13 protein-coding genes and 1 riboswitch are annotated in these 22,698 nt (G+C 63.8%); of the genes, 8 read left to right on the top strand and 5 right to left on the bottom strand.

Features of this window, described 5'->3' with window-relative positions; all coding sequences use genetic code 11:
* The first annotated feature begins 34 nt into the window (after positions 1 to 34).
* Together MnOB_RS08615 and MnOB_RS08620 are read left to right on the top strand one after the other, a co-directional pair.
* Positions 35 to 10,762: an Ig-like domain-containing protein gene (locus MnOB_RS08615; protein WP_265093680.1), complete on the top strand. Its 10,728-nt coding sequence runs from the start codon at positions 35 to 37 to the stop codon at positions 10,760 to 10,762.
* 86 nt (positions 10,763 to 10,848) lie between these two features.
* The gene (locus MnOB_RS08620) at positions 10,849 to 11,199 is read left to right on the top strand and encodes a tryptophan synthase subunit beta (protein ID WP_077523810.1); all 351 of its coding nucleotides are present in this window, start codon (positions 10,849 to 10,851) and stop codon (positions 11,197 to 11,199) included.
* Between the two features lie 143 nt (positions 11,200 to 11,342).
* On the opposite strand, the gene lapD is transcribed toward MnOB_RS08620, so the two are convergent.
* The 4 genes from lapD to MnOB_RS08640 all read right to left on the bottom strand — a co-directional run bounded on the left by lapD (position 11,343) and on the right by MnOB_RS08640 (position 16,342).
* Positions 11,343 to 13,292 (bottom strand): cyclic di-GMP receptor LapD, encoded by a 1,950-nt coding sequence (gene lapD, locus MnOB_RS08625; RefSeq protein WP_077523811.1) that lies wholly within the window; start codon positions 13,290 to 13,292, stop codon positions 11,343 to 11,345.
* Between the two features lie 8 nt (positions 13,293 to 13,300).
* Positions 13,301 to 13,960, bottom strand: a complete 660-nt coding sequence (lapG, locus tag MnOB_RS08630) for a cysteine protease LapG (RefSeq protein WP_199824500.1) — start codon at positions 13,958 to 13,960, stop codon at positions 13,301 to 13,303.
* A gap of 263 nt (positions 13,961 to 14,223) precedes the next feature.
* Positions 14,224 to 14,469: a DUF1145 domain-containing protein gene (locus tag MnOB_RS08635; RefSeq protein ID WP_077523812.1), complete on the bottom strand. Its 246-nt coding sequence runs from the start codon at positions 14,467 to 14,469 to the stop codon at positions 14,224 to 14,226.
* An 85-nt stretch (positions 14,470 to 14,554) separates the two neighbouring features.
* Positions 14,555 to 16,342: an alkyl/aryl-sulfatase gene (locus MnOB_RS08640; RefSeq protein WP_077523813.1), complete on the bottom strand. Its 1,788-nt coding sequence runs from the start codon at positions 16,340 to 16,342 to the stop codon at positions 14,555 to 14,557.
* Positions 16,343 to 16,440: 98 nt separating this feature from the next.
* Between MnOB_RS08640 and MnOB_RS08645 the strand changes: the two genes are divergently transcribed.
* Positions 16,441 to 17,343 (top strand): LysR family transcriptional regulator, encoded by a 903-nt coding sequence (locus tag MnOB_RS08645; RefSeq protein WP_077523814.1) that lies wholly within the window; start codon positions 16,441 to 16,443, stop codon positions 17,341 to 17,343.
* Here MnOB_RS08645 and MnOB_RS08650 read toward each other — a convergent pair.
* The gene (locus tag MnOB_RS08650; protein WP_077523815.1) at positions 17,340 to 17,903 is read right to left on the bottom strand and encodes a hypothetical protein; all 564 of its coding nucleotides are present in this window, start codon (positions 17,901 to 17,903) and stop codon (positions 17,340 to 17,342) included. The two genes, MnOB_RS08645 and MnOB_RS08650, sit on opposite strands and share 4 nt — an antisense overlap.
* Positions 17,904 to 18,210: 307 nt before the next feature.
* A riboswitch (guanidine-I (ykkC/yxkD leader) is annotated at positions 18,211 to 18,310 on the top strand.
* Between the two features lie 64 nt (positions 18,311 to 18,374).
* Between MnOB_RS08650 and MnOB_RS08655 the strand changes: the two genes are divergently transcribed.
* From MnOB_RS08655 to MnOB_RS08675, 5 genes are all read left to right on the top strand, one after another.
* On the top strand, positions 18,375 to 19,442 hold the full coding sequence (locus tag MnOB_RS08655) for a putative urea ABC transporter substrate-binding protein (protein ID WP_077523816.1): 1,068 nt from the start codon (positions 18,375 to 18,377) through the stop codon (positions 19,440 to 19,442).
* 106 nt (positions 19,443 to 19,548) lie between these two features.
* Positions 19,549 to 20,364: an ABC transporter permease gene (locus MnOB_RS08660; protein WP_077523817.1), complete on the top strand. Its 816-nt coding sequence runs from the start codon at positions 19,549 to 19,551 to the stop codon at positions 20,362 to 20,364.
* Entirely contained in the window at positions 20,361 to 21,158 is a 798-nt protein-coding gene (locus tag MnOB_RS08665) for an ABC transporter ATP-binding protein (RefSeq protein WP_077523818.1), read from the top strand. The genes MnOB_RS08660 and MnOB_RS08665 overlap by 4 nt, the downstream gene beginning before the upstream one ends.
* A gap of 14 nt (positions 21,159 to 21,172) precedes the next feature.
* Positions 21,173 to 21,901, top strand: coding sequence for an urea amidolyase associated protein UAAP1 (locus MnOB_RS08670; RefSeq protein WP_077523819.1), 729 nt, complete (start codon positions 21,173 to 21,175; stop codon positions 21,899 to 21,901).
* Positions 21,902 to 21,912: 11 nt separating this feature from the next.
* Positions 21,913 to 22,548 carry an urea amidolyase associated protein UAAP2 gene (locus MnOB_RS08675; protein WP_077523820.1) on the top strand — a complete coding sequence of 212 codons (636 nt, stop codon included), beginning with the start codon at positions 21,913 to 21,915 and terminating at the stop codon, positions 22,546 to 22,548.
* Positions 22,549 to 22,698 lie beyond the last annotated feature (150 nt).

Below are 22,698 nucleotides of genomic sequence, written 5' to 3' on the forward strand. Positions count from 1 at the left end.
GGGACTGGAGGACAGCACCCCGGCCACTGGCACCATCACCGTGGCCTCGGTCAATGACGCCCCGGACACCCACGCAGCCAACGGCACCGGCGACGAAGATTCGGCGGGTATTCCAGTTGTTCTGAGCGGCTCGGACTTCGATGGCAGCGTTGCCAGCTTCGTGATCAAGTCGCTGCCGGCCAATGGCACCTTGCTGTTGAACGGCGTGGCACTCAACATCGGCGACAGCGTGCCGGCCACCGGCAACGGCGCCAGCCTCACCTTCGTGCCCAACGCCAACTGGAACGGCACCACCAGCTTCGACTACGCCGCGGTGGATAACCAGGGCCTGGAGGACGCCACTCCGGCCACTGGCACCATCACCGTGGCATCGGTCAACGACGCCCCGGACACCCACGCAGCCAGCGGTACCGGCGACGAAGATTCGGCGGGTATTCCGGTCAGCCTTAGCGGCTCGGACTTCGACGGCAGCGTTGCCAGCTTCGTGATCAAATCCCTGCCGGCCAATGGCACCCTGCTGCTGAACGGCGTGGCACTCAACCTCGGCGACAGCGTGCCGGCCACCGGCAATGGCGCCAGTATCACCTTCGTGCCCAACGCCAACTGGAACGGCACCACCACCTTCGACTACGCCGCGGTGGATAACCAGGGCCTGGAGGACAGCACCCCGGCCACTGGCACCATCACCGTGGCATCGGTCAATGACGCCCCGGACACCCACGCAGCCAGCGGCACCGGCGACGAAGATTCGGCGGGTATTCCGGTTGCGCTCAGCGGCTCGGACTTCGACGGCACCGTTGCCAGCTTTGTGATCAAGTCCCTGCCCGCCAACGGTACCCTACAACTCAATGGCGTCCCGCTGGCCATCGGTGACAGCGTGCCGGCCACCGGCAACGGCGCCAGTGTCACCTTCGTGCCCAACGCCAACTGGAACGGCACCGCGACCTTCGACTACGCCGCAGTGGACAACCAGGGCCTGGAGGACGCCACTCCGGCCACCGGCACCATCACCGTGGCCTCGGTCAACGATGCGCCGGAAACGAATGCCGCCAGTGGTGTCGGCGATGAAGACTCCGCCGGTATCCCGGTCAGCCTCAGCGGCTCGGACTTCGACGGCAGCATTGCCAGCTTCGTGATCAAGTCGCTGCCGGCCAATGGCACCTTGCTGCTGAATGGCGTGGCCTTGGCCATCGGTGACAGCGTGCCAGCCACCGGCAACGGCGCCAGTGTCACCTTCGTGCCGAATGCCAACTGGAACGGCACCACCAGCTTCGACTACGCCGCGGTGGACAACCAGGGCCTGGAGGACAGCACCCCGGCCACTGGCACCATCACCGTGGCCTCGGTCAACGACGCCCCAGTCGTCGACAGCAACACCATCAACGTCAATGAAGAGAGCGTCGGCACCGACCTGGGCCTGCAAGCGCCGACTGACATCGATGGCGACAGCCTGACCATCACCATCACCGGCCTGCCCACCCTGGGCAACGTCACCCTGGCCGATGGCTCCCCGGTCAGCAATGGCCAGGTTCTGACCAGCGCCCAGCTGGAAGGCCTGAAGTACAACGCACCGGCCGACTACACCAGCGGCAATGCTGTAGGTTCGTTCACCTACAGCGTCTATGACGGCACCACCACGGTGAACGGCGCGGTCAGCATTGGCGTCATCCCAGTCAACGACGCGCCGGTCGCGAACGCCGACAGCGACAACGTGCAGGAAGACGCCACCCTGACCAGCACCGGCCGAGGTGTGCTCGGCAACGACACCGACGCGGACGGCGATAACCTGACCGTCGTGGCGGTCAACAACCAGAGCGGCAATGTCGGCCACACCGTCAACGGCCTCTTTGGCCAACTGACCCTCAATGCCGACGGCTCGTACAGCTATGTGGCCAACAACGCCAGCAGCCTGGCCCAGGGCGAAAAGGTCACGGAAACCTTCAGCTACACCATCTCCGACGGTAACGGCGGTTCCCATACCGCCAACCTGGTGATTACCCTCACAGGGACCAACGACGGCGCCATCATCGGTGGCGTCGACACCGGCAGCGTGAAAGAGGACACCACCCTCACCACCGGGGGCACCCTGACCGCCACCGATGTCGATGGCACGGACAACCTCTTCACCGCCAGCACCCAGACCGGCAGCTACGGCTCCCTGAGCCTGGGCAGCAACGGCGCCTGGACCTACACCCTCGACAACGGCGCGGCCCAGGTCCAGGCGCTCACCGAAGGCGAGAGCAAGACCGAGACCTTCACCGTCAGCGCCGCGGATGGCACCACCCATGTCATCAGCGTCACCGTGATCGGTACCAATGAAGCGGCTGTCCTCGGCAGTGCCAACGTCCAACTGACCGAAACCGACGTCCCGCTCACCACTGGCGGCACCTTGACCATCAGCGACGTCGACAGCCCGGCAACCTTCGTTGCCCAGACGGGGACCGTTGGCAGCCATGGCAGCTTCAGCATCAATGCGGCCGGCGCCTGGACTTACACCGCCAACTCTGCATTCAACGAGCTGAATGTCGGTGATTCCCGCACGGACACCTTCGAAGTGGTCAGCGCCGACGGCACCAAGACTAGCGTCACCGTCACCATCAATGGCAGCAACGATGCCCCGCGGACCAGCCCGGAGCACGCCATTGGCAATGAAGACACCGTCATCCAGGTCGACCTGCATGGCACGGATGTGGATGGCACTGTCGCCAGCTTCAAGCTCACCTCGCTGCCCGCGAATGGAACCTTCTACAGTGACGCCGCTGCCACCAATCCGCTGACGCTCAGCAGTGTCATCACTGCGACCAGCAATGGCGCGACCATCTACTTCAAACCCGATGCCAATTGGAGCGGCACCACCGACTTCAAGTACGTCGCCATCGACAACAGCGGCCTGGCAGATCCCACTCCGGTTAACGGCAACATCACCGTCCACGCGGTGAACGACCCAACTGTCGTTGCACCAGACACCAAGTCAGTGGCCGAAGACAATCCGGCCACCGGCAATGTGCTGGGCAACGACAGCGATGTGGATAACCTCCTGACTGTTACGACGTTCAGCGTCAGTGGCGTGCCGGGCACCTTCACCGCTGGCTCCAATGCAGTGATCGCCGGTGTCGGCACCCTGACTATCGCTACGAACGGCAATTACACCTTCACCCCGGCCGCCAACTGGAACGGCACGGTGCCGCAGGTCACCTACACCACCAATACCGGCAGCGAATCCACGCTGGATATCACCGTCACGCCGGTGAACGATGCGCCGGTCGCCAGCAATGACGGCCCGGTCCTGGTGACCGAGGACACCGCCGCCACCGGTAATGTGCTGACCAACGACAATGACGTCGAGAATGACACCCTGACCGTCACCGACTTCACCTTCGGCGGCAGCACTTATCTGGCCGGCCAGAGCGCCACCGTCGCGGGCGTCGGCACCCTGGTGATCAACGCCAACGGCAGCTTCACCTTCACCCCGGCTCTGAACTACAACGGCCCGGTGCCGACCGCGACCTACACCGTTTCCGACGGCAACCTCACCGACACCGCTGAGCTGAGCTTCGGCAACGTGTCGCCGGTCGACGATGCGTCCGTGATGATCGCTGACAGCAAGACCGTCGCCGAGGACAACCCGGCCACCGGCAACGTGCTGGACAACGACAGTGATGTGGATAACACCCTCACCGTTGCCAGCTTCAGCATCAGTGGCGTGACTGGCACCTTCACGGCGGGCTCCAGTGCGGTCATCGCCGGTGTCGGCACCCTGACCATCGCTGCGGACGGCAACTACACCTTTACTCCGGCGCAGAACTGGAACGGCAACGTCCCGCAGGTCACCTACGCCACCAACACCGGTAGCGAATCCACGCTGAACATCATCGTCACCCCGGTGGACGATGCGTCCGCGCTGATCGCCGACAGCAAGACCGTGGCCGAGGACAACCCGGCGACCGGCAATGTGCTGGACAACGACAACGATGTGGATAACACCCTCACCGTCGCCAGCTTCAGCGTGGCCGGCCTCACCGGCAGCTTCAACGCTGGTTCCAGCGCCGTGATCGCCGGTGTCGGCACCCTGACCATCGCCGCTGACGGCAACTACACCTTCACCCCGGCCGCCAACTGGAATGGCTCGGTGCCGCAGGTCACCTACACCACCAATACCGGCAGCGAATCCACGCTGGATATCACTGTCACGCCGGTAAATGACGCGCCTATTGCCTCCAATGACGGCCCGATTCCGGTTACCGAGGACATCGCCGCCACCGGCAATGTCCTGACCAACGACAATGACGTCGACAGCAGCACCCTTACCGTTACTCAATTCGAAGTAGGTGGCAGCACTTATCTGGCTGGCCAGAACGCCACCCTCGCGGGCGTCGGCACCCTGGTGATCAACGCCAACGGCAGCTTCACCTTCACCCCGGCCCCGAACTACAACGGCCCGGTACCGACCGCGACCTACACCGTTTCCGACGGCAACCTCACCGACACCGCCGAGCTGAGCTTCGGCAATGTCGCCCCGGTGGACGATGCGTCCGCGCTGATCGCTGACAGCAAGACTGTGGCTGAAGACAATCCCGCCACCGGCAACGTGCTGGACAACGACAGCGACGTGGATAACACCCTGACGGTCGCCAGCTTCACCGTGGCCGGCCTCACCGGCAGCTTCAGCGCCGGCGATACCGCGACCATCACCAACGTCGGTACCTTCACCCTGGGCAGCAATGGTGACTACACCTTCACTCCAGCGCAGAACTGGAACGGCAACGTCCCGCAGGTCACCTACGCCACCAACACCGGTAGCGAATCCACGCTCGACATCAGTGTTACCCCGCTGAACGATGCGCCGGAAACCAACGCCACCACTGGCACCGGCAACGAAGACAGCTCGATCACGGTCAACCTCAGCGGTTCGGATATCGATGGCAATGTCGACCACTTCGTCATCAAGTCCGTGCCCGCCGACGGCAACCTGATGCTCAACGGCGTCGTACTTGGCCTTGGCGCAATCATTCCGGCGACTGCCAACGGTGCAACGGTCACCTTCGTGCCGAATGCCAACTGGAGCGGCAGCACCAGCTTCCAGTACGCCTCGGTGGACAACGACAGCCTGGAAGATCCGACCCCGGCCACCGCCACCATCACCGTCAATGCGGTCAACGACGCGCCAATCGCCGTCAATGACGGTCCGATTGCCGTCACCGAAGACACCCCGATCAGCGGCAGTGTGCTGACCAACGACAGCGATCCGGACGGCAATGCCCTGACCGTTACCGGCTTCAGCTTCGATGGCACCAGCTATCTGGCCGGCGAGACCGCCACCCTCACCGGTGTCGGCTCCCTGGTGATCAACGCCAATGGCAGCTTCACCTTCACCCCGGCCCAGGACTACACCGGCGCGGTACCGAGTGCCACCTACACCCTCTCCGATGGCAGCCTCACCGATACCGCGCAGCTCAGCTTCGCCATCGCCAATCCCGAGAACGATGCGCCCATCGCGGCGGATGACGGTACGATTGCGGTCACCGAAGACACTCCGGTCAACGGCAGTGTCCTGACCAACGACTCGGATGCCGATAGCGACGCCCTGACGGTTACCCAGTTCGTGGTCAATGGCACCACCTACCAGGCCGGCGATACGGCCACCATCACCAACGTCGGCACGCTGCTGATCAATGCCAATGGTTCGTACACCTTCACCCCGGCGCTGAACTACAACGGCCCGGTGCCCAGCGCGACCTATACCGTCACCGACGGCAGCCTCACCGACACCGGTGTCCTGAGCTTCAGCAATGTCACCCCGGTGGACGATGCTTCCGTTCTGATCGCTGACACCAAGACCGTCGCCGAAGACAACCCGGCCACCGGCAACGTGCTGGACAACGACAGTGATGTGGATAACACCCTCACCGTCGCCAGCTTCACCGTGACCGGCATCACCGGCAGCTTCAGCGCTGGCACCAGCGCCGTGATCGCCGGGGTCGGCACCCTGAGCATCGCGGCCAACGGCAACTACACCTTCACCCCGGTGCAGAACTGGAACGGTGACGTCCCCCAGGTCAGCTACATCACCAATACCGGCAGCAACTCGACGCTGAATATCACCGTCACTCCGGTGAACGACGCCTCGGTCCTGGCGCCCGACAGCGAGACTGTCGCCGAAGACAATCCGGCCACCGGCAACGTGCTGGACAACGACAGTGATGTGGATAACACCCTCACCGTCGCCAGCTTCAGCGTGGCCGGCCTCACCGGCAGCTTCAGCGCCGGCGATACCGCGACCATCACCAACGTCGGCACCTTCACCCTCGGCAGCAATGGTGACTACACCTTCACCCCGGTGCAGAACTGGAACGGCTCGGTGCCGCAGGTCACCTACACCACCAACACCGGCAGCAACAGCACGCTGAACATCAGCGTCACGCCGGTGGACGATGCATCCGTTCTGATCGCTGACACCAACACCGTCGCCGAAGACAACCCGGCCAACGGCAACGTGCTGGGCAATGACAGCGATGTGGATAACACCCTGACCGTCGCCAGCTTCACCGTGGCGGGAATCACCAGCAACTTCAACGCCGGCCAGACCGCGACCATCGCCAACGTCGGTACCTTCACCCTCGGCAGCAATGGTGACTACAGCTTCACCCCGGCCACCAACTGGAACGGCAACGTCCCGCAGGTCACCTACACCACCAATACCGGCAGCGAATCCACGCTGAACATCACCGTCACGCCGGTGAACGATGCACCGCAAACCAACGCGGCCAGCGCTATCGGTAATGAAGACACCGTCATCGCCGTCAACCTCAGTGGTTCGGATGTCGACGGCACCGTCGCCAGCTTCAAGCTGACGTCGATACCGGCCAATGGCACCTTCTACAGCGATGCCGCCGCCACCAACTCGTTGACCCTCGCCAGCGTCATCGCTGCGACCGGCAACGGCGCAACCATCTACTTCAAACCCGATGCGAACTGGAATGGCACCTACAGCTTCCAGTACGCCGCTACCGACAACCAGAGTCTGGTGGATGCCACTCCGGCGACCGGCACCATCACCGTCAACTCGGTGAACGATGCGCCGGAAACCATCGTCACCAGCGCGACGGGCAATGAAGACACGGTCATCGCCGTGAACCTCAACGGCTCGGATGTCGACGGTACTGTCGCCAGCTTCAAGCTGACCTCGCTGCCGGCCAATGGCGTCTTCTACAGCGATGCCGCCGCCACCAATCCGCTGACCCTCGCCAGCGTCATCACGGCGACCAACAACGGCGCAACCATCTACTTCAAGCCCAATGCGGATTGGAGCGGCCCCAATACCTTCCAGTACACCGCCACTGACAATGACGCCCTGGCGGATGCCACTCCGGCGACCGGCACCATCACCGTCACCCCGGTTAACGACGCGCCGGAAACCAACGTCACCAGCGCGACGGGCAATGAAGACACCGTCATCGCCGTCAACCTCAGTGGTTCGGATGTCGACGGCACTGTCGCCAGCTTCAAGCTGACGTCGATACCGGCCAATGGCACCTTCTACAGCGATGCCGCCGCCACCAACTCGTTGACCCTCGCTAGCGTCATCGCTGCGACCGGCAACGGCGCAACCATCTACTTCAAACCCGATGCAAACTGGAATGGCACCTACAGCTTCCAGTACGCCGCTACCGACAACGAGAGTCTGGCGGATGCCACTCCGGCGACCGGCACCATCACCGTCAACTCGGTGAACGATGCGCCGGAAGCCATCGTCGCCATTGCAACGGGCAATGAAGACACGGTCATCGCCGTCAACCTCAGCGGCTCGGATGTCGATGGCACTGTCGCCAGCTTCAAGCTGACCTCGCTGCCGGCCAATGGCGTCTTCTACAGCGATGCCGCCGCCACCAATCCGCTGACCCTCGCCAGCGTCATCACGGCGACCAACAACGGCGCAACCATCTACTTCAAGCCCAATGGGGAGTGGAGTGGCACCAGCACCTTCCAGTACACCGCCACTGACAACAACGCTCTGGCAGATGCCACTCCGGCGACGGGCACCATCACCGTCAACCCGGTGAACGACGCGCCGGAAACCAACTCGGCCAGCCCCACCGGCAATGAAGACAGCCTGATTGCCATCAGCCTGAGCGGCTCGGACATCGATGGCACGATCGCCAGCTTCAAGATCACCTCGCTGCCGCAGCACGGAACCTTCTACAGCGATGCAGCCGGCACCATTGCCATCACCGCGGCCAGCGTCATCGCCGCCGTGAGCAATGGCGCGACCATCTACTTCCGCCCCGACAGCAACTGGAACGGCAACACCAACTTCCAGTACAGCGCTGTGGACAACACGGGCCTGCAGGATGCCACCCCAGCCCAGGGCACCATCACGGTCAATCCGGTGAACGATGCGCCGACCTCAGCTAACGGCGCCGCCAGCGTCAATTCCGGCAGCACCTACGCCTTCAAAGTGGCGGACTTCAGCTTCAGCGACAGCATCGACGCCTCCACCGGCCAGACCCACAGCCTGCAGAACGTGATCATCAAGGCGCTGCCGGGCAGCGGCACCCTGCTGCTCAACGGCGTGGCCATTGGCGCCAACACCTCTGTGAGCGCCAGTGATATCGCCCAGGGCAAGCTGACTTACCAGCCGGGCGCAACCGGCAACCAGACGACCTTCCAGTTCGCCGTACAGGACAGCGGCGGCACCGCCAACGGCGGGGTCAATACCTCAGGCAACCATGACTTCACGCTGAACATCGGCCGTGTCGAAGTCCCGACGAACCCGAACGGCGACAACAACATCATCGGTGGCGGCGGCGATGACGTGATCCTCGGTGACATCGGTGGCACCTTGACCACCACCCAGCCAGGCACAAACTACAACGTCGCGCTGATCGTGGACACCTCAGGCTCCATGGCCTACAGCCTGCAGGGGCAAAGCGGTGTCACCTACGCCAACTCGCGGATGAAGCTGGTCAAGGACGCTTTGCTGAATCTCGCGAACCAGCTGAAAAATCACGACGGGGACATCAACATCACCCTGATCGGCTTCGCTGGCTCGGCCTCCACCAAGATCAACATCACCGACCTCAATAACGGCAACATCGAGCAACTCCTGGCGGCGATCGGCCGCAGCCAGAACGAGGGCCTCAGCGCCGATGGCAGCACCAACTACCAGGATGCCTTCGAGGATGCCACCAGCTGGTTCAATGGTCAGAACAACGGCTACCAGAACCTGACGCTGTTCCTCACCGACGGCGACCCCACTACCACCAACAGTGGCGCCAGCAGCGACTACGCCGTACTCACTCAATCCATCGCCACCTTCAGTACCCTGAGCGGCCTCAGCACGGTGCGCGCCATTGGTATCGGCCCGGGCGTCAACGAGAACTATCTGAAGTTCTTCGACAACACCAGCGTGACCGGTAACAGCTCGCTGAACTTCGGTACCACGAGCACGACCATCGCCAACTTTGGCAGCAACGGCGGTATCAACAGGGCCAGCAACTGGACCACTACCGGCGACAACGACGGCGACGTCAGCCGCGACAACGACCAGCTTCGGATCAGCGACGAATACGGCGACGGCGCCATACGCACCACCAGCCCCGAGTTCAGCGTCAGCGCCAACAATGCCGGCAAGCTGTCCTTCAGCTACCAGAGCACGGTGTTCAACACTAACGACACCTTCACCTGGACCCTCTGGAAGAAAGTCACAGCCGCGAATGGCACTACGTCCTGGACAGTAGAAGATTCGGGCACCCGGACCACGGGCACCAGTGCGACCATCGAATCCAAGGTGCTGACCGACGGCGACTACAAGATCGAGTTCTCGCTGAACGACGCCAGCACTGGCGGCAATGACGCTGTCGTGTGGATCGACAATATCGCCGTCACCAGCCAGAACGTAGTCACCGGCCCCTCCGGCCAGGTCGACATCGTCCAGCAGGCCAGCGACCTGACCAGCGCCCTCAACGGCGGCTCCAGCAGCACCACGCCGGTGGCCGTGGGGCACGACACCATCAACGGTGGTGCGGGTGATGACATCATCTTCGGTGACACCATCAACACCGATTACCTGCCTTGGGGTGTCAACGGCAACCCGGCCAAGCCGGCCGACCTGCCGGCAGGTTCGGGCATGAAGGCGCTGCAGAGCTTCCTGGAGCTGAAGAACGGCCACGTCGCCACGTCGGATGAGCTGTACAGCTACATCAAGAACAACCACTCCACCTTCAACGTGGATGGCGACACTCGTGGCGGCAACGACCTGATCCAGGGCGGTGACGGCAACGACATCCTCTATGGCCAGGGCGGCAACGACCAACTGATCGGCGGCAACGGCAACGACATCCTGTTCGGCGGCACCGGCACCGACACGCTGACCGGCGGCAAAGGTAGCGACACGCTCTGGGGTGGCAGCGGCAACGACACCTTCGTGTGGAAGGCCGGTGATTCGGGCGTCGTCGGCAGCCCTGATCAGGATGTGGTGAAGGACTTCAAGATGAGCGAGGGCGACAAGCTCAACCTCAGCGACCTGCTGCAAGGGGAATCCAGTGCCACCATCGACAACTTCCTCAAGCTGATCGTCGACAACGGCACCGGCAATGCGACCCTGCTGGTGAGCAAAGACGGGCACCTGAACGATGGCGGTACCGCTGCCAGCCATGCCGACCTGTCCATCACCCTGGAAGGCGCGGCGGCCCAGCTCAGCGGACAGTCCATCAACTCCCTGATTGCAGGTGCTGATCCGACCATCAAGGTCGACCAGAACTGATGCCCCCCGGCCCGCAGCCACTCAGGTGGTTGCGGGCCGGGGGCGTCTGCCCTCATGCTCGCGGCATTCCTGAAGGGAGATTCGCCATGCTCTATATCCAGCGCGACGAAGAAGGAAGCCTGGTTCGCGTCGAAGCGGCTGCATTCGATGAGATGACCGGCAGCCTGCCGGCCGACGACCAGGAGATCCAGGCCTGGTACGCCAACCTGGCGATGCAAAGCAGCCTGCTGCAACTGAAACAGAGTGACCTGGACATGATCCGGGTACTCGACGACCTGATTACCGCGTTGATGGCCAAGGGCGTGATCCGCATCACCGACCTGCCACCGGCCGCACAATCCAAGCTGCTCAGCCGGAACCAGGCACGCGAGGCCCTTGGCGGCATTTCGCGGTTGATCGTCGAAGAAGATGACGAGATTGGCTCGGGGCTGATCTGAGTCTCGGGTTCTCGAGCACCTTGTAGGGGCGAATTCATTCGCCTTGCAGGCCAGCGGCCTGCCCTTGGGATTCCCTTGGGGGCACTGCGTGCCCCTTGGCGAATGAATTCGCCCCTACAGGGATCTCGCCTCTCGCTATACCACTATCGCCAGTGCGCCGGCGCGCCGAACAGCTGGCCCTGCACGCCCTGAATGCCCATCGCCCGCAGCACCTCCAGTTCCCCTTCGGTTTCCACGCGTTCGGCAATCAACGGCAGGTCGATGCTGTGCGCGGCGCGCTGCATGGCCTCGATGAACAGGCGCTTGTCAGCTTCCAGGTCGATGGCGCGGATGTAGCTGCCGTCCACCTTCAGGTAGGCCAGGCCCAGGCGAGCCAGGTTGCCGATCATGCTGAAGCGGCCACCGAAGTGTTGCAGGCTGAGGTTGAAGCCCAGTTCGCGCAGGCGACGTGTGAGTTGCTCCAGCACGGCCTGTTCGGGCAGTTGATCCTCTTCCAGCTCCAGCACCAGACGCGGTCCCAACTGGGCATGTTTACGCAGCAATTCGAAGGCTTTCTCCTGGGCCTGAGGCTCCCGCAGCAATGCGCCGGAGAGGTTGAGCGCGAGGGTTTCGTCATGGCTGGCCATCTGTTGCAGCACCAGTTCCAGCATCAGCAGGTCGAGACGCGCCATCCAGCCGAAACGCTGCAACCAGGGCAGGAACCGCCCGGCCGGGATGTTCTCGCCGTGCTCGTCGCGCAGGCGCGACAGCACCTTGTAGTGCAGCACTCGCGCGCGGTCGCCGCTGTCCACCACCGGTTGGAAATAGAGTTGCAGCTGACGCTGGCTGAGGGCGCGATCCAACAATTGATGCCAGGCGTGGCGCTCATCGCCGACGCTGGGCGCTTCGCCCTGGGTCAGCGTCGCCCAGGTTCGGTCGGCCTGGCTTTCCGCCTTGGCCAGGGCTTCGTCGGCCAGGCGCAGCAGGTCAGGCAGGGCTTCACCCGGACTGAACGGCACCAGGCCCATATGCGCCACCGGCAGTGCATCGGCCGCGCCCGTGGTCACCAGGTTGGCCAGCCCGGCATCCAGGCGCTGCGCCAGTTGCTCAGCCTCCTCCGTCACAAGGCCAGGCAGCAGCAAGGCGAAATCGCCACCACGGCTGCGCGCCACCAACTGACCGGCGCCATGCCCCGCCGCCACCTGGGTCAGCAGCTCGGCCACCGCCAGCAGCAACTGGTCGGTACGCTGGCCACCCAGGCGTTGGTTGAGCCCCGCCAGGTCATGCACCCGTAACAGGAACAGATAACCCGCGCTGGCCTGATCCTCGGCACTGAGGCGCGCCTGCAACTGCATCTCGAAGTAGCGCCGGTTGGCGAGGCCGGTGAGGCCGTCCCGATACGCCTCGTCGCGCAGACGCTCGCTGCGTTCGGCCTGTTCCTGGAACAGGGCCTTGAGCTTCTCCACCATCTGGTTCATCGCCTGGACCACACGCCGCAGCTCGGGGGTGCGCGGTAGCTCCGGCAGGCTGAGGAACTCGCGCCGCGAAATGGCATGGGACTGTTCGACCATGTAGTCCAGCGGTTTGAGCTGGCGACGCAGGAGGAAGGCACCGAGGCCCGCACTGACCAGGCCGCATACCAGCAGCCAGCCAAGGCTGCCCAACGCGCTCTGCCAGAGCCGCGACAGGGCGAACACTGGATGGCTCTGCACCTCCACCTGCGCGGCCTGCTGCCAGCCACGGCTGACGATGGCGTCGCCACCCGCCGAGCGCAGGCCGATCAGGTCGACGAACCACTGCGGCACCTGGGCGCCCACGGCATCGGGCACGCCGGTACGCTCCACCAGGATCTTGCCGCTTTCCAGGTCGATCACCCGGATGCTCTCGTAATAACCACTGTCGAAGATGGAACTGACCATCAGCTCGACCATCGCCGCGTCGTCGATGTGCGGCGTCAGCGAGAGGCCTAGGGCGGTCGCTGCATCCTGGGCGTGGGAGCGCAACTGGTTGACGTACTGCTCCCGCGAGCTCTCCAGGCCGACCATGAAGCTGCCGCTGAAGGCGACGACCAGGAACAGGCAGATGGCGATCAACAACTGTTTGAACAGAGACATCTCGACTCCTATCGGGCCGGTTCCACGGGGAAGCCTTCGGCCTTCATCTTCTTGAGCAATTCCTGCCAGCGCGACAGTCGCTTGGCGTCCCCTACCTGCTTGCCGCTTCCTTTGCCCGCGAGCCAGAGGCCTTCGGCATTGAAGGCGTACACCGGCAACAGGTCAGAGCGTTGACTGGCGGGACGGATGATCCCCACCAGGTTGTCCAGCACCAGCGGCATGGCATCCGGGGATGCGTAGTAGGTCAGCACCATGTGCGCCTGGTTCAGCCGCAGCGCCTTGACGTAGGTGATACGCAGCTTCTCGCTGGGCACGCCGAGTTGACGCAAGCTGAAGTACTTGGCGATGGCGAAGTCTTCGCAGTCACCGGCGCCAATGCGCAGGGCCTGCACCGGCGTCGCCCAGTAATCGGTTTCGCCCCAGAGTTCGCGGTCATCGCGAAAGCGCAGCTTCGCGTTGAAGAAGCGGTTCACTTCTTCCAGTTGCTTCTGCTCGTCGACGCCGGAGAGATGCCCGAGCATGGCCTGCCAGTCGTCTATCCGTTGCTTGCCGGGGCCAAGGGGGCCATAGAGGGATTCGGCGCGTCGGCTGATCAGGGTGAAGTCCCAGTCAGCCTGCAGTGCTCCGGCCAGCAGCGCCGGCAGCAACGCCGCGACCAGGGCCGGCATCCGCCACCCCCTGCGCGTACGCCAGGCCTGAACGCAACCTCGGAACATCCACTATCCCATCCAGGAGGCCATCGGGGCCCCATGAAACACGGCGCGAATGGTGCGGGCTGTACCTGAAAAAAACAATGGCATTCTGCCGCCATGTCACGGACAGCGCGTAGGGTGTGCCGTGCGCACCAATGCTTGCCCAGGGCCTCTCGGCTTCACATCCGAGCGCCGGTGCGCACAGCGCACCCTACCTGCAAAAGGTCGGTGCGCGTGACTCAGCGCAGACCGCGCAGATGCAGAAAGCCGAACAGCAGCACCTGCAGCCGCTCCAGCCAGGGGAAGGGACGTGCCTTCAACTTGCGGTTAAAGAGTGCCGCCTCGGCGACGTGGGCCAGCAGCACCACGCCCGCCGCCAGCAACAGCGGCCGGTGCAACGGCTCACCGAAGGGGTAGATGAGGTTGAGCAGCGCCACCAGCCAGAACATGGCCAAGGCGCCCTTGAGGAAGGATGACAGGTGCATGGTGCCTCCGAAGTGTGCGGACCAGGCGGGCAGTGTGCCCGCCTGGTGCCTTGCGGCTCTCCGCACTTTCGGTTGGAGCGCTCGCTCAACGTACGGTGAGCGCGATGGGCGCCTCCTCGAAGTCGAAGCAGCCGAGGAAGGTCTTGATGTCCAGCAGATTGCCGTCGACCTTCACGTCGCCCAGCATGGCGCCCTTGAGCAGGCTGTTCTGACCACTGATGACGGTATCGAGGTAGGTCTTGTCGAAGGTCAGCTTGAGCGTGGTGCCATCGGGAATGCCCTTGTGCAACTCGGCTACGCCACGACGTACTTCCAGTGCCCACTCCTCCTTGATGTCGGGGAAGACGAAGCCCAGAGTCAGGTTCACGTCGGCGCTCTTTTCCGGATCGATACGCGTCACCCAGTTCTGCAGGAAGATGCGCGCCGGCAGGTTCTTCAGCATGTCATCGGAAAGGAAGGCGTTACGCATGCCCTGGGACAGCTGCAGCGCAGCGTTACCGTCCAGCTTGCCTTCCAGCTCCATGGCGCTCATCAGGTACCAGTTGCGCCAGTTGATGTTCATGCTGGCGTAACCCAGGCGACGGAAGCTGCGCGCCTTGATCTCGCGGGCCAGTTGGTCGTCGTGATCGATGCGGATGGCGTAGCTCGCCAGCTCGGCGGCCCATTGATAGTCGCCCTTGAGGTAAGCCTCGCCAGCGGCCATCAGGACCTTGTCGCGCCCACCCATCAGGGCCACCAGGCGCTTGGATTTCTCCACCGGCGGGATCGGGTCGAGGTCCACCGGATCGGCCTGGAACCAGCCCAGGTAGCCCTGATAGATCTGCCGCACGCTGTGCTTCACGGTGCCGTAGTACTCGCGCAGGTAGGGGGTGTAGCCCGCCAGGTAGGACGGCAGCTTGACCTTCTCCACCAGCTCATCGGGAGTCAGGCCCTTGTTCATCCAACGCACGGTCTGGTCATGGACATAGGCGATGGCGTCGCGGGTCATGCGCAGCACCTCTTCCACCTTGTCCTTGCCGGACACCGGCTGGCCGTGCAGCGGCACCATGAAGTCCGCCTGGTAGGCACGCAACTTGTCGAGGCTGTTCACCCACACCACCGGATCGCGGAACTTGGTGCCACGCAGGGTATGGATGTTCGGCAGGGTCGGCCCCTGGGTCACCTCGGCGCTGATCAGCACGCGGTTCTGCGGCAGGAACAGGACGATTTCGTCCGGCGCCTCACTGGGTACGTGAAGGAACTGCACCGGCAGGCCGGCGATGGTGGTGTCGAGCTTGTCCTTGAAGGTGATGGTGGGCGCGATGAAGGTGGACTTGCCCTCGTGTGCCAGCGGGCCGAGACCTGCGTTCATGTCCTTCTTGTCGCTGTCCGGCAACGCCGCACCGAAGCTGTAGCCCGAGCGCATGCCGAGGATCGGACCGACAAGCGCGCCCTGAGTGACCACGTTCTCCAGCAAGGTCTCCTGGGCATAGATCTGCACTTCGCCGCTCTTCACCTGCTCTTCGCTGACGAAGCCCTTCACACCGTTGATGTGGTCCGGGTGGAAGTGGGTGTAGACGATGGCCTTGATCGGCTTGTCGCTGATCTTGCGGAACTCCGCCAGCACCTTGCGCGACTGCTCGGCCGACTCGCCGGTGTCGACGATGATGAGCCCTTCGGGTGCCTCGATCATCACGCTGTTGGCAAGGTTCCAGCCCACCGCCGAATACACGTTGTCGGCGATCTTGTAGACCTTCTCGTTGAAGTGCTTGGTGTGCTCGGCCAGCTCGGCGTTGATGCTGGGCTGGATGGACTCTTCCGGCAGCGCGGCGTCGGCGCCCAGGGGCAGTGCGGCAGCCAGCAGCAGGCCGCTGAAACGGATGGAGTTGCGCATGGTTCGCTCGGGGATTGTTGTTATAGGCCGAGACAGGCTGGCAGGGGCCTGCTAATAATTCCAATGCATTCTTCTTCGATAATTGATGCATGACGCGCATGAACGACCTTCGCCAGCTTCGCCATTTCGTTGCCCTTGCCGAATACGGCCACTTCGCCCGAGCGGCGGAGGCGGTCAATCTCAGTCAGCCTGCACTCAGTCGCAGCATCCAGGCCCTGGAGGCAAACCTGGGATGCAGCCTGCTGGACCGGGGGCCAAGGCAGATCAGCCTGACCGCCCACGGCCGCCTGGTGCTGGAACATGCCCGCAGACTGCTGGACGGCAGCCGGGCCCTGCACAGCGCCGTGGCCCAACTGGAAAACCTCGACAGCGGCGAATTGCACCTGGGCGCTGGCCCTTACCCCGCCGCCCGCCTGGTACCACGCGCCCTGGGACGCTTCGCCAGTCAGCACCCGGGCGTGCGGGTGCGGCTCAGCCTGGAAAACTGGCGCAGCCTGCGCCAACACCTTCTGGAAGACGCGATCGAGATGTTCGTTGCGGACATTCGCGAGTTCGAAGGCGATCCCCTGCTGGACATCATTCCGCTGCGCCGCCATCCCGGCACCCTGTTCTGCCGCCCCGGCCATCCACTGCTGGCGCGAGACCAGGTGCGACTGACCGACCTGGCCGCCTATGCCTTGGCCGGCACGCAACTGCCGGTAGAAGTGGCGCGATCCATCGGCGAACTGGCCGGCAACGAAAAACCGCTGGGCATCGAGTGCGACAACTTCGTGGTGCTGAAAGCGGTAGTCGCCGAGAGCGACGTGATCAGCATGGCGCCCTGGGATGTGGTCGCCGAAGACGTGATGGCCGGTCGACTGGCCGTGCTGGAGCCAATTGCCAGGACCAGGACCCTATCGGCCTACGGCGTGGTCAGTCATGCCGCGCGCAGCCTGTCTCCGGCTGCGCGGGCGATGAGGGAACTGTTACTGGAAGAGGACCGCCGTTTTCCTGCCGGCTAGCGCCGGTTTTCCATCGACCAGTTGCTGCGGTTGTTGTAGCGGGGATTGTTGTGCGGCCGCGCTTCGTAGCCCGGCTGCACCCGGTACTGCTGGCGGTAGTTGTGCTGGCGGTAGTCGTTCTGGTGATTGGTCGGTGGACGATAGCCCGGCTGACGATCATTGCGGCCCCAGGTCTGCAAACGCGGGGTGTAGTCGTGGCGACGCTCCTGGAAGTTGTCCTGGGGCTGTTGGTAGTAACGCCGGTCGTTACGGTACTTGCGGTCGTCGTAATAGCGCTTGTCGTAACGGTGCTTGTCGGACTTGTAGTAGTCCTTGCGCCCGTCGTACTTGCGGCCGTCGTAGTTGCGACGGTCGTAATAGCGGCGCTCGTGGTAACGATCGTCGTAACGCTGATCGACCACGTGGTAGGACGTCCTTGGCGGGTCGTAGTAGTAACGGTGCGCACGGTAGTCGTCGTCACCGTAATAGCGGCGACCGTAGTAGTCGTTGTCGTAGTCATAGACGGCACAGCCGCCCAGGGTCAGGGTCAGTACGGCAAGGAAGAATGCTCGGTAGGACATGGCGGCCTCCTTCGACCGCGAGGGGCGACGCAGACAGATGTCGACGCCTGGGATTGCTCCCACTGCGTTGGACAACGGGTCCTACAGAACAGCCTGCGCTGCCTGTCGGAAAAATCCTTTACCAGTTGTTGCCACGCACCAAGTTGACGCCGCGCGCCCCATCTGCGGGCATCCCACGTTGCTCAGAACCACAGGCCAACGCCCGAAAGCCCCGCGCCAGATGCATTGCGCAATCTTGGCACGCCCTTCGCTTTGGGTATTTCGTGCAGGAGCTGCCCGGGCGACCGGGTTCGCGGCACCACAATTTGCAATGGCTGGCTAGGGTTCCGGTCCGCGAACGCGGATGACTGGTCCGAGAGCTGGCGACCTCCAGCGAGGTTACACGGCGGGACAAAAGCCCGGGAGAACGCGCCCCTTGATTGGGAAGTGCCGCGCAGCTCCGCCCGCCCTAAACCGAACTGGAGGTCCTCCATGCGCAAGTCCCGTCTGTTCGCCCTCGCCGTTGCCGGTCTCGCCGCCGCCCTCAGCTTCAACACGTCCGCCGCCCAGAAAGACAGCTTCAACGTCTGCTGGACCATCTACGCCGGCTGGATGCCCTGGGAGTACGGTGCCACCAAAGGCATCGTCGACAAGTGGGCGAAGAAGTACGGCATCGAGATCGAGGTCACCCAGCTCAACGACTACGTCGAATCCATCAACCAGTACACCGCTGGCCAGTTCGACGGCTGCACCATGACCAATATGGATGCCCTGACCATTCCCGCTGCTGGCGGTGTGGACAGCACGGCGCTGATCGTCGGCGACTTCTCCAACGGCAACGATGGCGTGGTGCTCAAGGGCGAAGGCAAGACCCTGGCCGACCTCAAGGACATGCCGATCAACCTGGTGGAGCTGTCCGTTTCCCACTACCTGCTGGCCCGCGCCCTGGAGCGCGCCGACCTCTCCGAGAAAGACGTGCAGGTGGTGAACACTTCCGACGCCGATATCGCCGCCGCCTTCGATACCGCCGAAGTCCAGGCCGTGACCACCTGGAACCCGATGCTGGCCGACATCAAGGCCAAGCCCGGCACCAGTCTGGTGTTCGACTCCAGCAAGGTGCCCGGCGAAATCATGGACATGATGGTGGTCAACACCGAAACCCTGAAGGACAACCCTGCCCTCGGCAAGGCACTGACCGGCGCCTGGTTCGAGATCGTCGCGTTGATGCACGCCAGCAATGCCGACAGCGCCGCCGCCCTGGAACACATGGCCAAGGCCTCCGGCACCGACCTTGCCGGCTACCAGGCGCAACTGGACGCCACCCGCCTGTTCCACACCCCGGCCGATGCACTGGCCTTCGTCACCAGCCCGAAACTGCCGGCCACCATGGACAAGGTGGCCAGCTTCAGCTTCCACCACGGCCTGTTGGGCGAAGGCGCCAAGGATGCCAACGCCGTCGGTATGAGCTTCGCCAAGGGCGTGGTCACCGGCGACAAGGGCAACGTGAAACTGCGCTTCGACCCGACCTACGTGCAGATGGCCGCAGACGGAAAGCTCTGACCCGATCCGAACCGTAGGTTGGTCTGAGCGAAGCGAAGCCCAACACAACAATGTTGGGCCTCGTACCTCGGACCAACCTACACGTCCACGCAACCGAGTACCTGCCATGCGCCTGATCAACCGCCAACCGGACCGCGCCGGACGCCTGATCCTGGTCCTGCTGCCGTTCGCCCTGCTGCTGTTCGCCTACTTCACCGGCTCGGCGGCCCGGCTCACGGAGAACCCCAACGACAAGCTGCTGCCCAGCGCGGCGCAGATGAGTGCGGCCGTCGAGCGACTGGCATTCACTGAAGACAAGCGCAGCGGCGACTACCTGTTCTGGCAGGACTCCGCATCGAGCCTCAAGCGCCTGGTGCTGGGCTTGTCCATCGCCGCACTGCTCGGCCTGGCACTGGGTATCGCCGCCGGCACCCTGCCGCTGTTCGGCGCGCCCTTGTCGCCCCTGCTGACGGTGCTGTCGATGATTCCGCCGCTGGCGATCCTGCCGATCCTGTTCATCGTCTTCGGCCTGGGCGAGCTGTCCAAGGTGATGCTGATCGTCATTGGCGTCGCCCCCTGCATCGCCCGCGACCTGGAACATCGCGCTCGGGAAATTCCGCGCGAGCTGCTGATCAAGGCGCAGACGCTCGGCGCCAACACCTGGACGCTGATTCTGCGGGTAGTGCTGCCGCAACTGATGCCGCGCCTGCTGATCTCCCTGCGCCTGGTGCTGGGCTCGGCCTGGCTGTTCCTGATCGCCGCCGAAGCCATCGCCTCCACCGATGGCCTGGGCTACCGCATCTTCCTGGTCCGCCGCTACCTGGCGATGGATGTGATCCTCCCTTACGTGGTGTGGATCACCCTGCTCGCCTGGCTGATGGACCTGGGCCTGCGCCAGCTCACCCGGCTGGCCTTCCCCTGGTACGAAGGAGCCAAGGCATGAGCTTCATCAGCGTCCGCAATGTCTGGCAGGAATATGGCGACCAGGTCGTGCTGGAGAACCTCGACCTGTCGGTGAACGAAGGCGAGTTCTGCACCCTGGTCGGCGCTTCCGGCTGCGGCAAATCCACCTTCCTGCGCATGCTGCTAGGTCAGGAATCGCCCAGCCGCGGCAGCATCCTGCTAGACGGCCAGCCCCTGGCGGCCGAGCCCGACGCCAGCCGTGGCGTGGTGTTCCAGCGCTATTCAGTGTTCCCGCACCTGAGCGTGCTGGACAACGTCGCCCTCGGCCTGGAACTGCCCCGCTCGCCCCTCTTCGGCCGGTTGTTCGGGAATGCGAAACGCGCCGCCCGCGAGGAAGCCGCCGCAATCCTCGCCAAGGTCGGCCTGGGCCATGCACTGGACAAGTACCCCAGCCAGCTTTCCGGCGGCATGCAACAACGCCTGGCCATCGCCCAGGCGCTGATCATGAAACCCCGCGTACTGCTGCTGGACGAGCCCTTCGGCGCCCTCGACCCGGGCATCCGCAAGGACATGCACGAGTTGCTGCTCGGGCTCTGGCACGAAACCCGGCTGACCGTATTCATGGTCACCCACGACCTCTCCGAAGGCTTCAGCCTGGGCACCCGCCTGCTGGTCTTCGACAAGGTGCGCCAGGACCCGCATGCGCCCAACGCCTTCGGCGCGCGCGTCACCTACGACATCCCTCTGAACAGCGACCGCCGTGCCGCCCGCGCGGCCGTCGAGGCCCTGCCGGAGCGGGTCACCTCCGCCCTGCAGCCGGCCATCGCCCACTGAATAGGAGCCTGCCCATGACCGCATCCCTGGCCCTGAGCCCAACCCTCTATGAAGAAACCGTCCCCGGTGGCGGCCATACGTCTTTCGTGCTGAAACGCGGCCAGCAGCTGCGCATCACCGACCTTGAAGGCGACGCCAACGTGAGCCTACTGCTGCTCAATGCAGCGGAGAAAAGCGAGCGCCTCAACCTGCCCGATAGCCTCAAGTGCCAGCACACCGCCAAGCTCACCGCCGGCCACTGCCTGTACTCCGACATGGGCCGCGTGCTGGCCGCCATCACCGCCGATACCTGCGGCTGGCACGACAGCTTCGGTGGCGTGCTCAACGCGGATGAAGTGAAGGAAAAGTACGGCGCCGGACGCTACCAGGAATTGCGCAACGGCTTCTTCCGCAATGGCGTGGACAACCTGCTGGTGGAAATGGGCAAGTGGGACTTGAACCTCCAGGACCTGCTGATGTGCCTGAACCTGTTCAGCAAGGTCACCGTGGACAGCGACGGCTGCTTCCACTTCCAGCCAGGCAACTCCAAGGCCGGCGACTACATCGAACTCTACGCGCCCATGGACACGCTAGTGGTGCTCACCGCCCTGCAGCACCCCATGGACCCGAATCCTGACTACGCGCCCAAGCCGGTTCAGCTCAGCTGGCAGCACGTGCAGAGCGACGGCATCACCCTGCTCTGCCGCACCTCGCGCCCGGAGAACGGCCGCGGCTTCCACAACACCGAACGCCTGTATATCTGAGGGCCGCCCGCATGAACCTGACCCACAGCGAAAAGCATCCCGAAGCCGCCGTGTACCGCGCGGTGATCGCCGCTGGCGAACCCTTCATGACCGAAGTGAAGGCCGGCCAGACCCTGCGCCTGCTGGACCTGGAAGGCAACCAGGCGGTGGACACCCTGTTCTACAGCGCCCGCAACCCGCGCGAACGCTACGACGTGCAGCGCACCCTGCGCCGGCAGAACCGCGTCTACCTCAGCGCCGGCAGCGTGCTTTATTCCAACCTCGGCAACCCGATGCTCACCATCACCGCCGACACCTGTGGCCGCCACGACACCCTCGGCGGCGCCTGCGCCCAGGAAAGCAACACCGTGCGCTACGCCCTGGACAAGCGCTACATGCACAGCTGCCGCGACAACTTCCTGCGCGCCAGCCTGCACGACGGCCGCCTGACCAAGCGCGACATCAGCGCCAACATCAACTTCTTCATGAACGTCCCGGTCACCCCGGACGGCGGCCTGACCTTCGAGGACGGCATCTCCGCCGCCGGCAAGTACGTCGAGTTCAAGGCGCACATGGACATCATCGTGCTGATCTCCAACTGCCCGCAGTTGAACAACCCTTGCAACGCCTACAACCCCACCCCCGCCGAGGTGCTGGTATGGGACTGAAACAGCTGCGCGCCTGGCTGTTCCTGTTGTGCCAGAGCCGGTCGGGGCAGTGCCTGCACAAGCACTCCGTAGGATGGGTAGAGCCTGCGAAACCCATCGCTCCGGACTGATGGGTTTCGCTCCGCTCTACCCATCCTACGAATTACCACC

Origin of the sequence: Metapseudomonas resinovorans, from assembly GCF_002003485.1 — a bacterium.
Taxonomy (GTDB): Bacteria; Pseudomonadota; Gammaproteobacteria; order Pseudomonadales; family Pseudomonadaceae; genus Metapseudomonas; species Metapseudomonas resinovorans_D.

Excerpts from the sequence above, each read along its gene's own strand:
- MnOB_RS08620 (WP_077523810.1), top strand. The coding sequence starts at position 10,849 with ATGCTCTATATCCAGCGCGACGAAGAAGGAAGCCTGGTTCGCGTCGAA.
- lapD (WP_077523811.1), bottom strand. The coding sequence starts at position 13,292 with ATGTCTCTGTTCAAACAGTTGTTGATCGCCATCTGCCTGTTCCTGGTC.
- lapG (WP_199824500.1), bottom strand. The coding sequence starts at position 13,960 with ATGCCGGCCCTGGTCGCGGCGTTGCTGCCGGCGCTGCTGGCCGGAGCA.
- MnOB_RS08635 (WP_077523812.1), bottom strand. The coding sequence starts at position 14,469 with ATGCACCTGTCATCCTTCCTCAAGGGCGCCTTGGCCATGTTCTGGCTG.
- MnOB_RS08640 (WP_077523813.1), bottom strand. The coding sequence starts at position 16,342 with ATGCGCAACTCCATCCGTTTCAGCGGCCTGCTGCTGGCTGCCGCACTG.
- MnOB_RS08645 (WP_077523814.1), top strand. The coding sequence starts at position 16,441 with ATGAACGACCTTCGCCAGCTTCGCCATTTCGTTGCCCTTGCCGAATAC.
- MnOB_RS08650 (WP_077523815.1), bottom strand. The coding sequence starts at position 17,903 with ATGTCCTACCGAGCATTCTTCCTTGCCGTACTGACCCTGACCCTGGGC.
- MnOB_RS08655 (WP_077523816.1), top strand. The coding sequence starts at position 18,375 with ATGCGCAAGTCCCGTCTGTTCGCCCTCGCCGTTGCCGGTCTCGCCGCC.
- MnOB_RS08660 (WP_077523817.1), top strand. The coding sequence starts at position 19,549 with ATGCGCCTGATCAACCGCCAACCGGACCGCGCCGGACGCCTGATCCTG.
- MnOB_RS08665 (WP_077523818.1), top strand. The coding sequence starts at position 20,361 with ATGAGCTTCATCAGCGTCCGCAATGTCTGGCAGGAATATGGCGACCAG.
- MnOB_RS08670 (WP_077523819.1), top strand. The coding sequence starts at position 21,173 with ATGACCGCATCCCTGGCCCTGAGCCCAACCCTCTATGAAGAAACCGTC.
- MnOB_RS08675 (WP_077523820.1), top strand. The coding sequence starts at position 21,913 with ATGAACCTGACCCACAGCGAAAAGCATCCCGAAGCCGCCGTGTACCGC.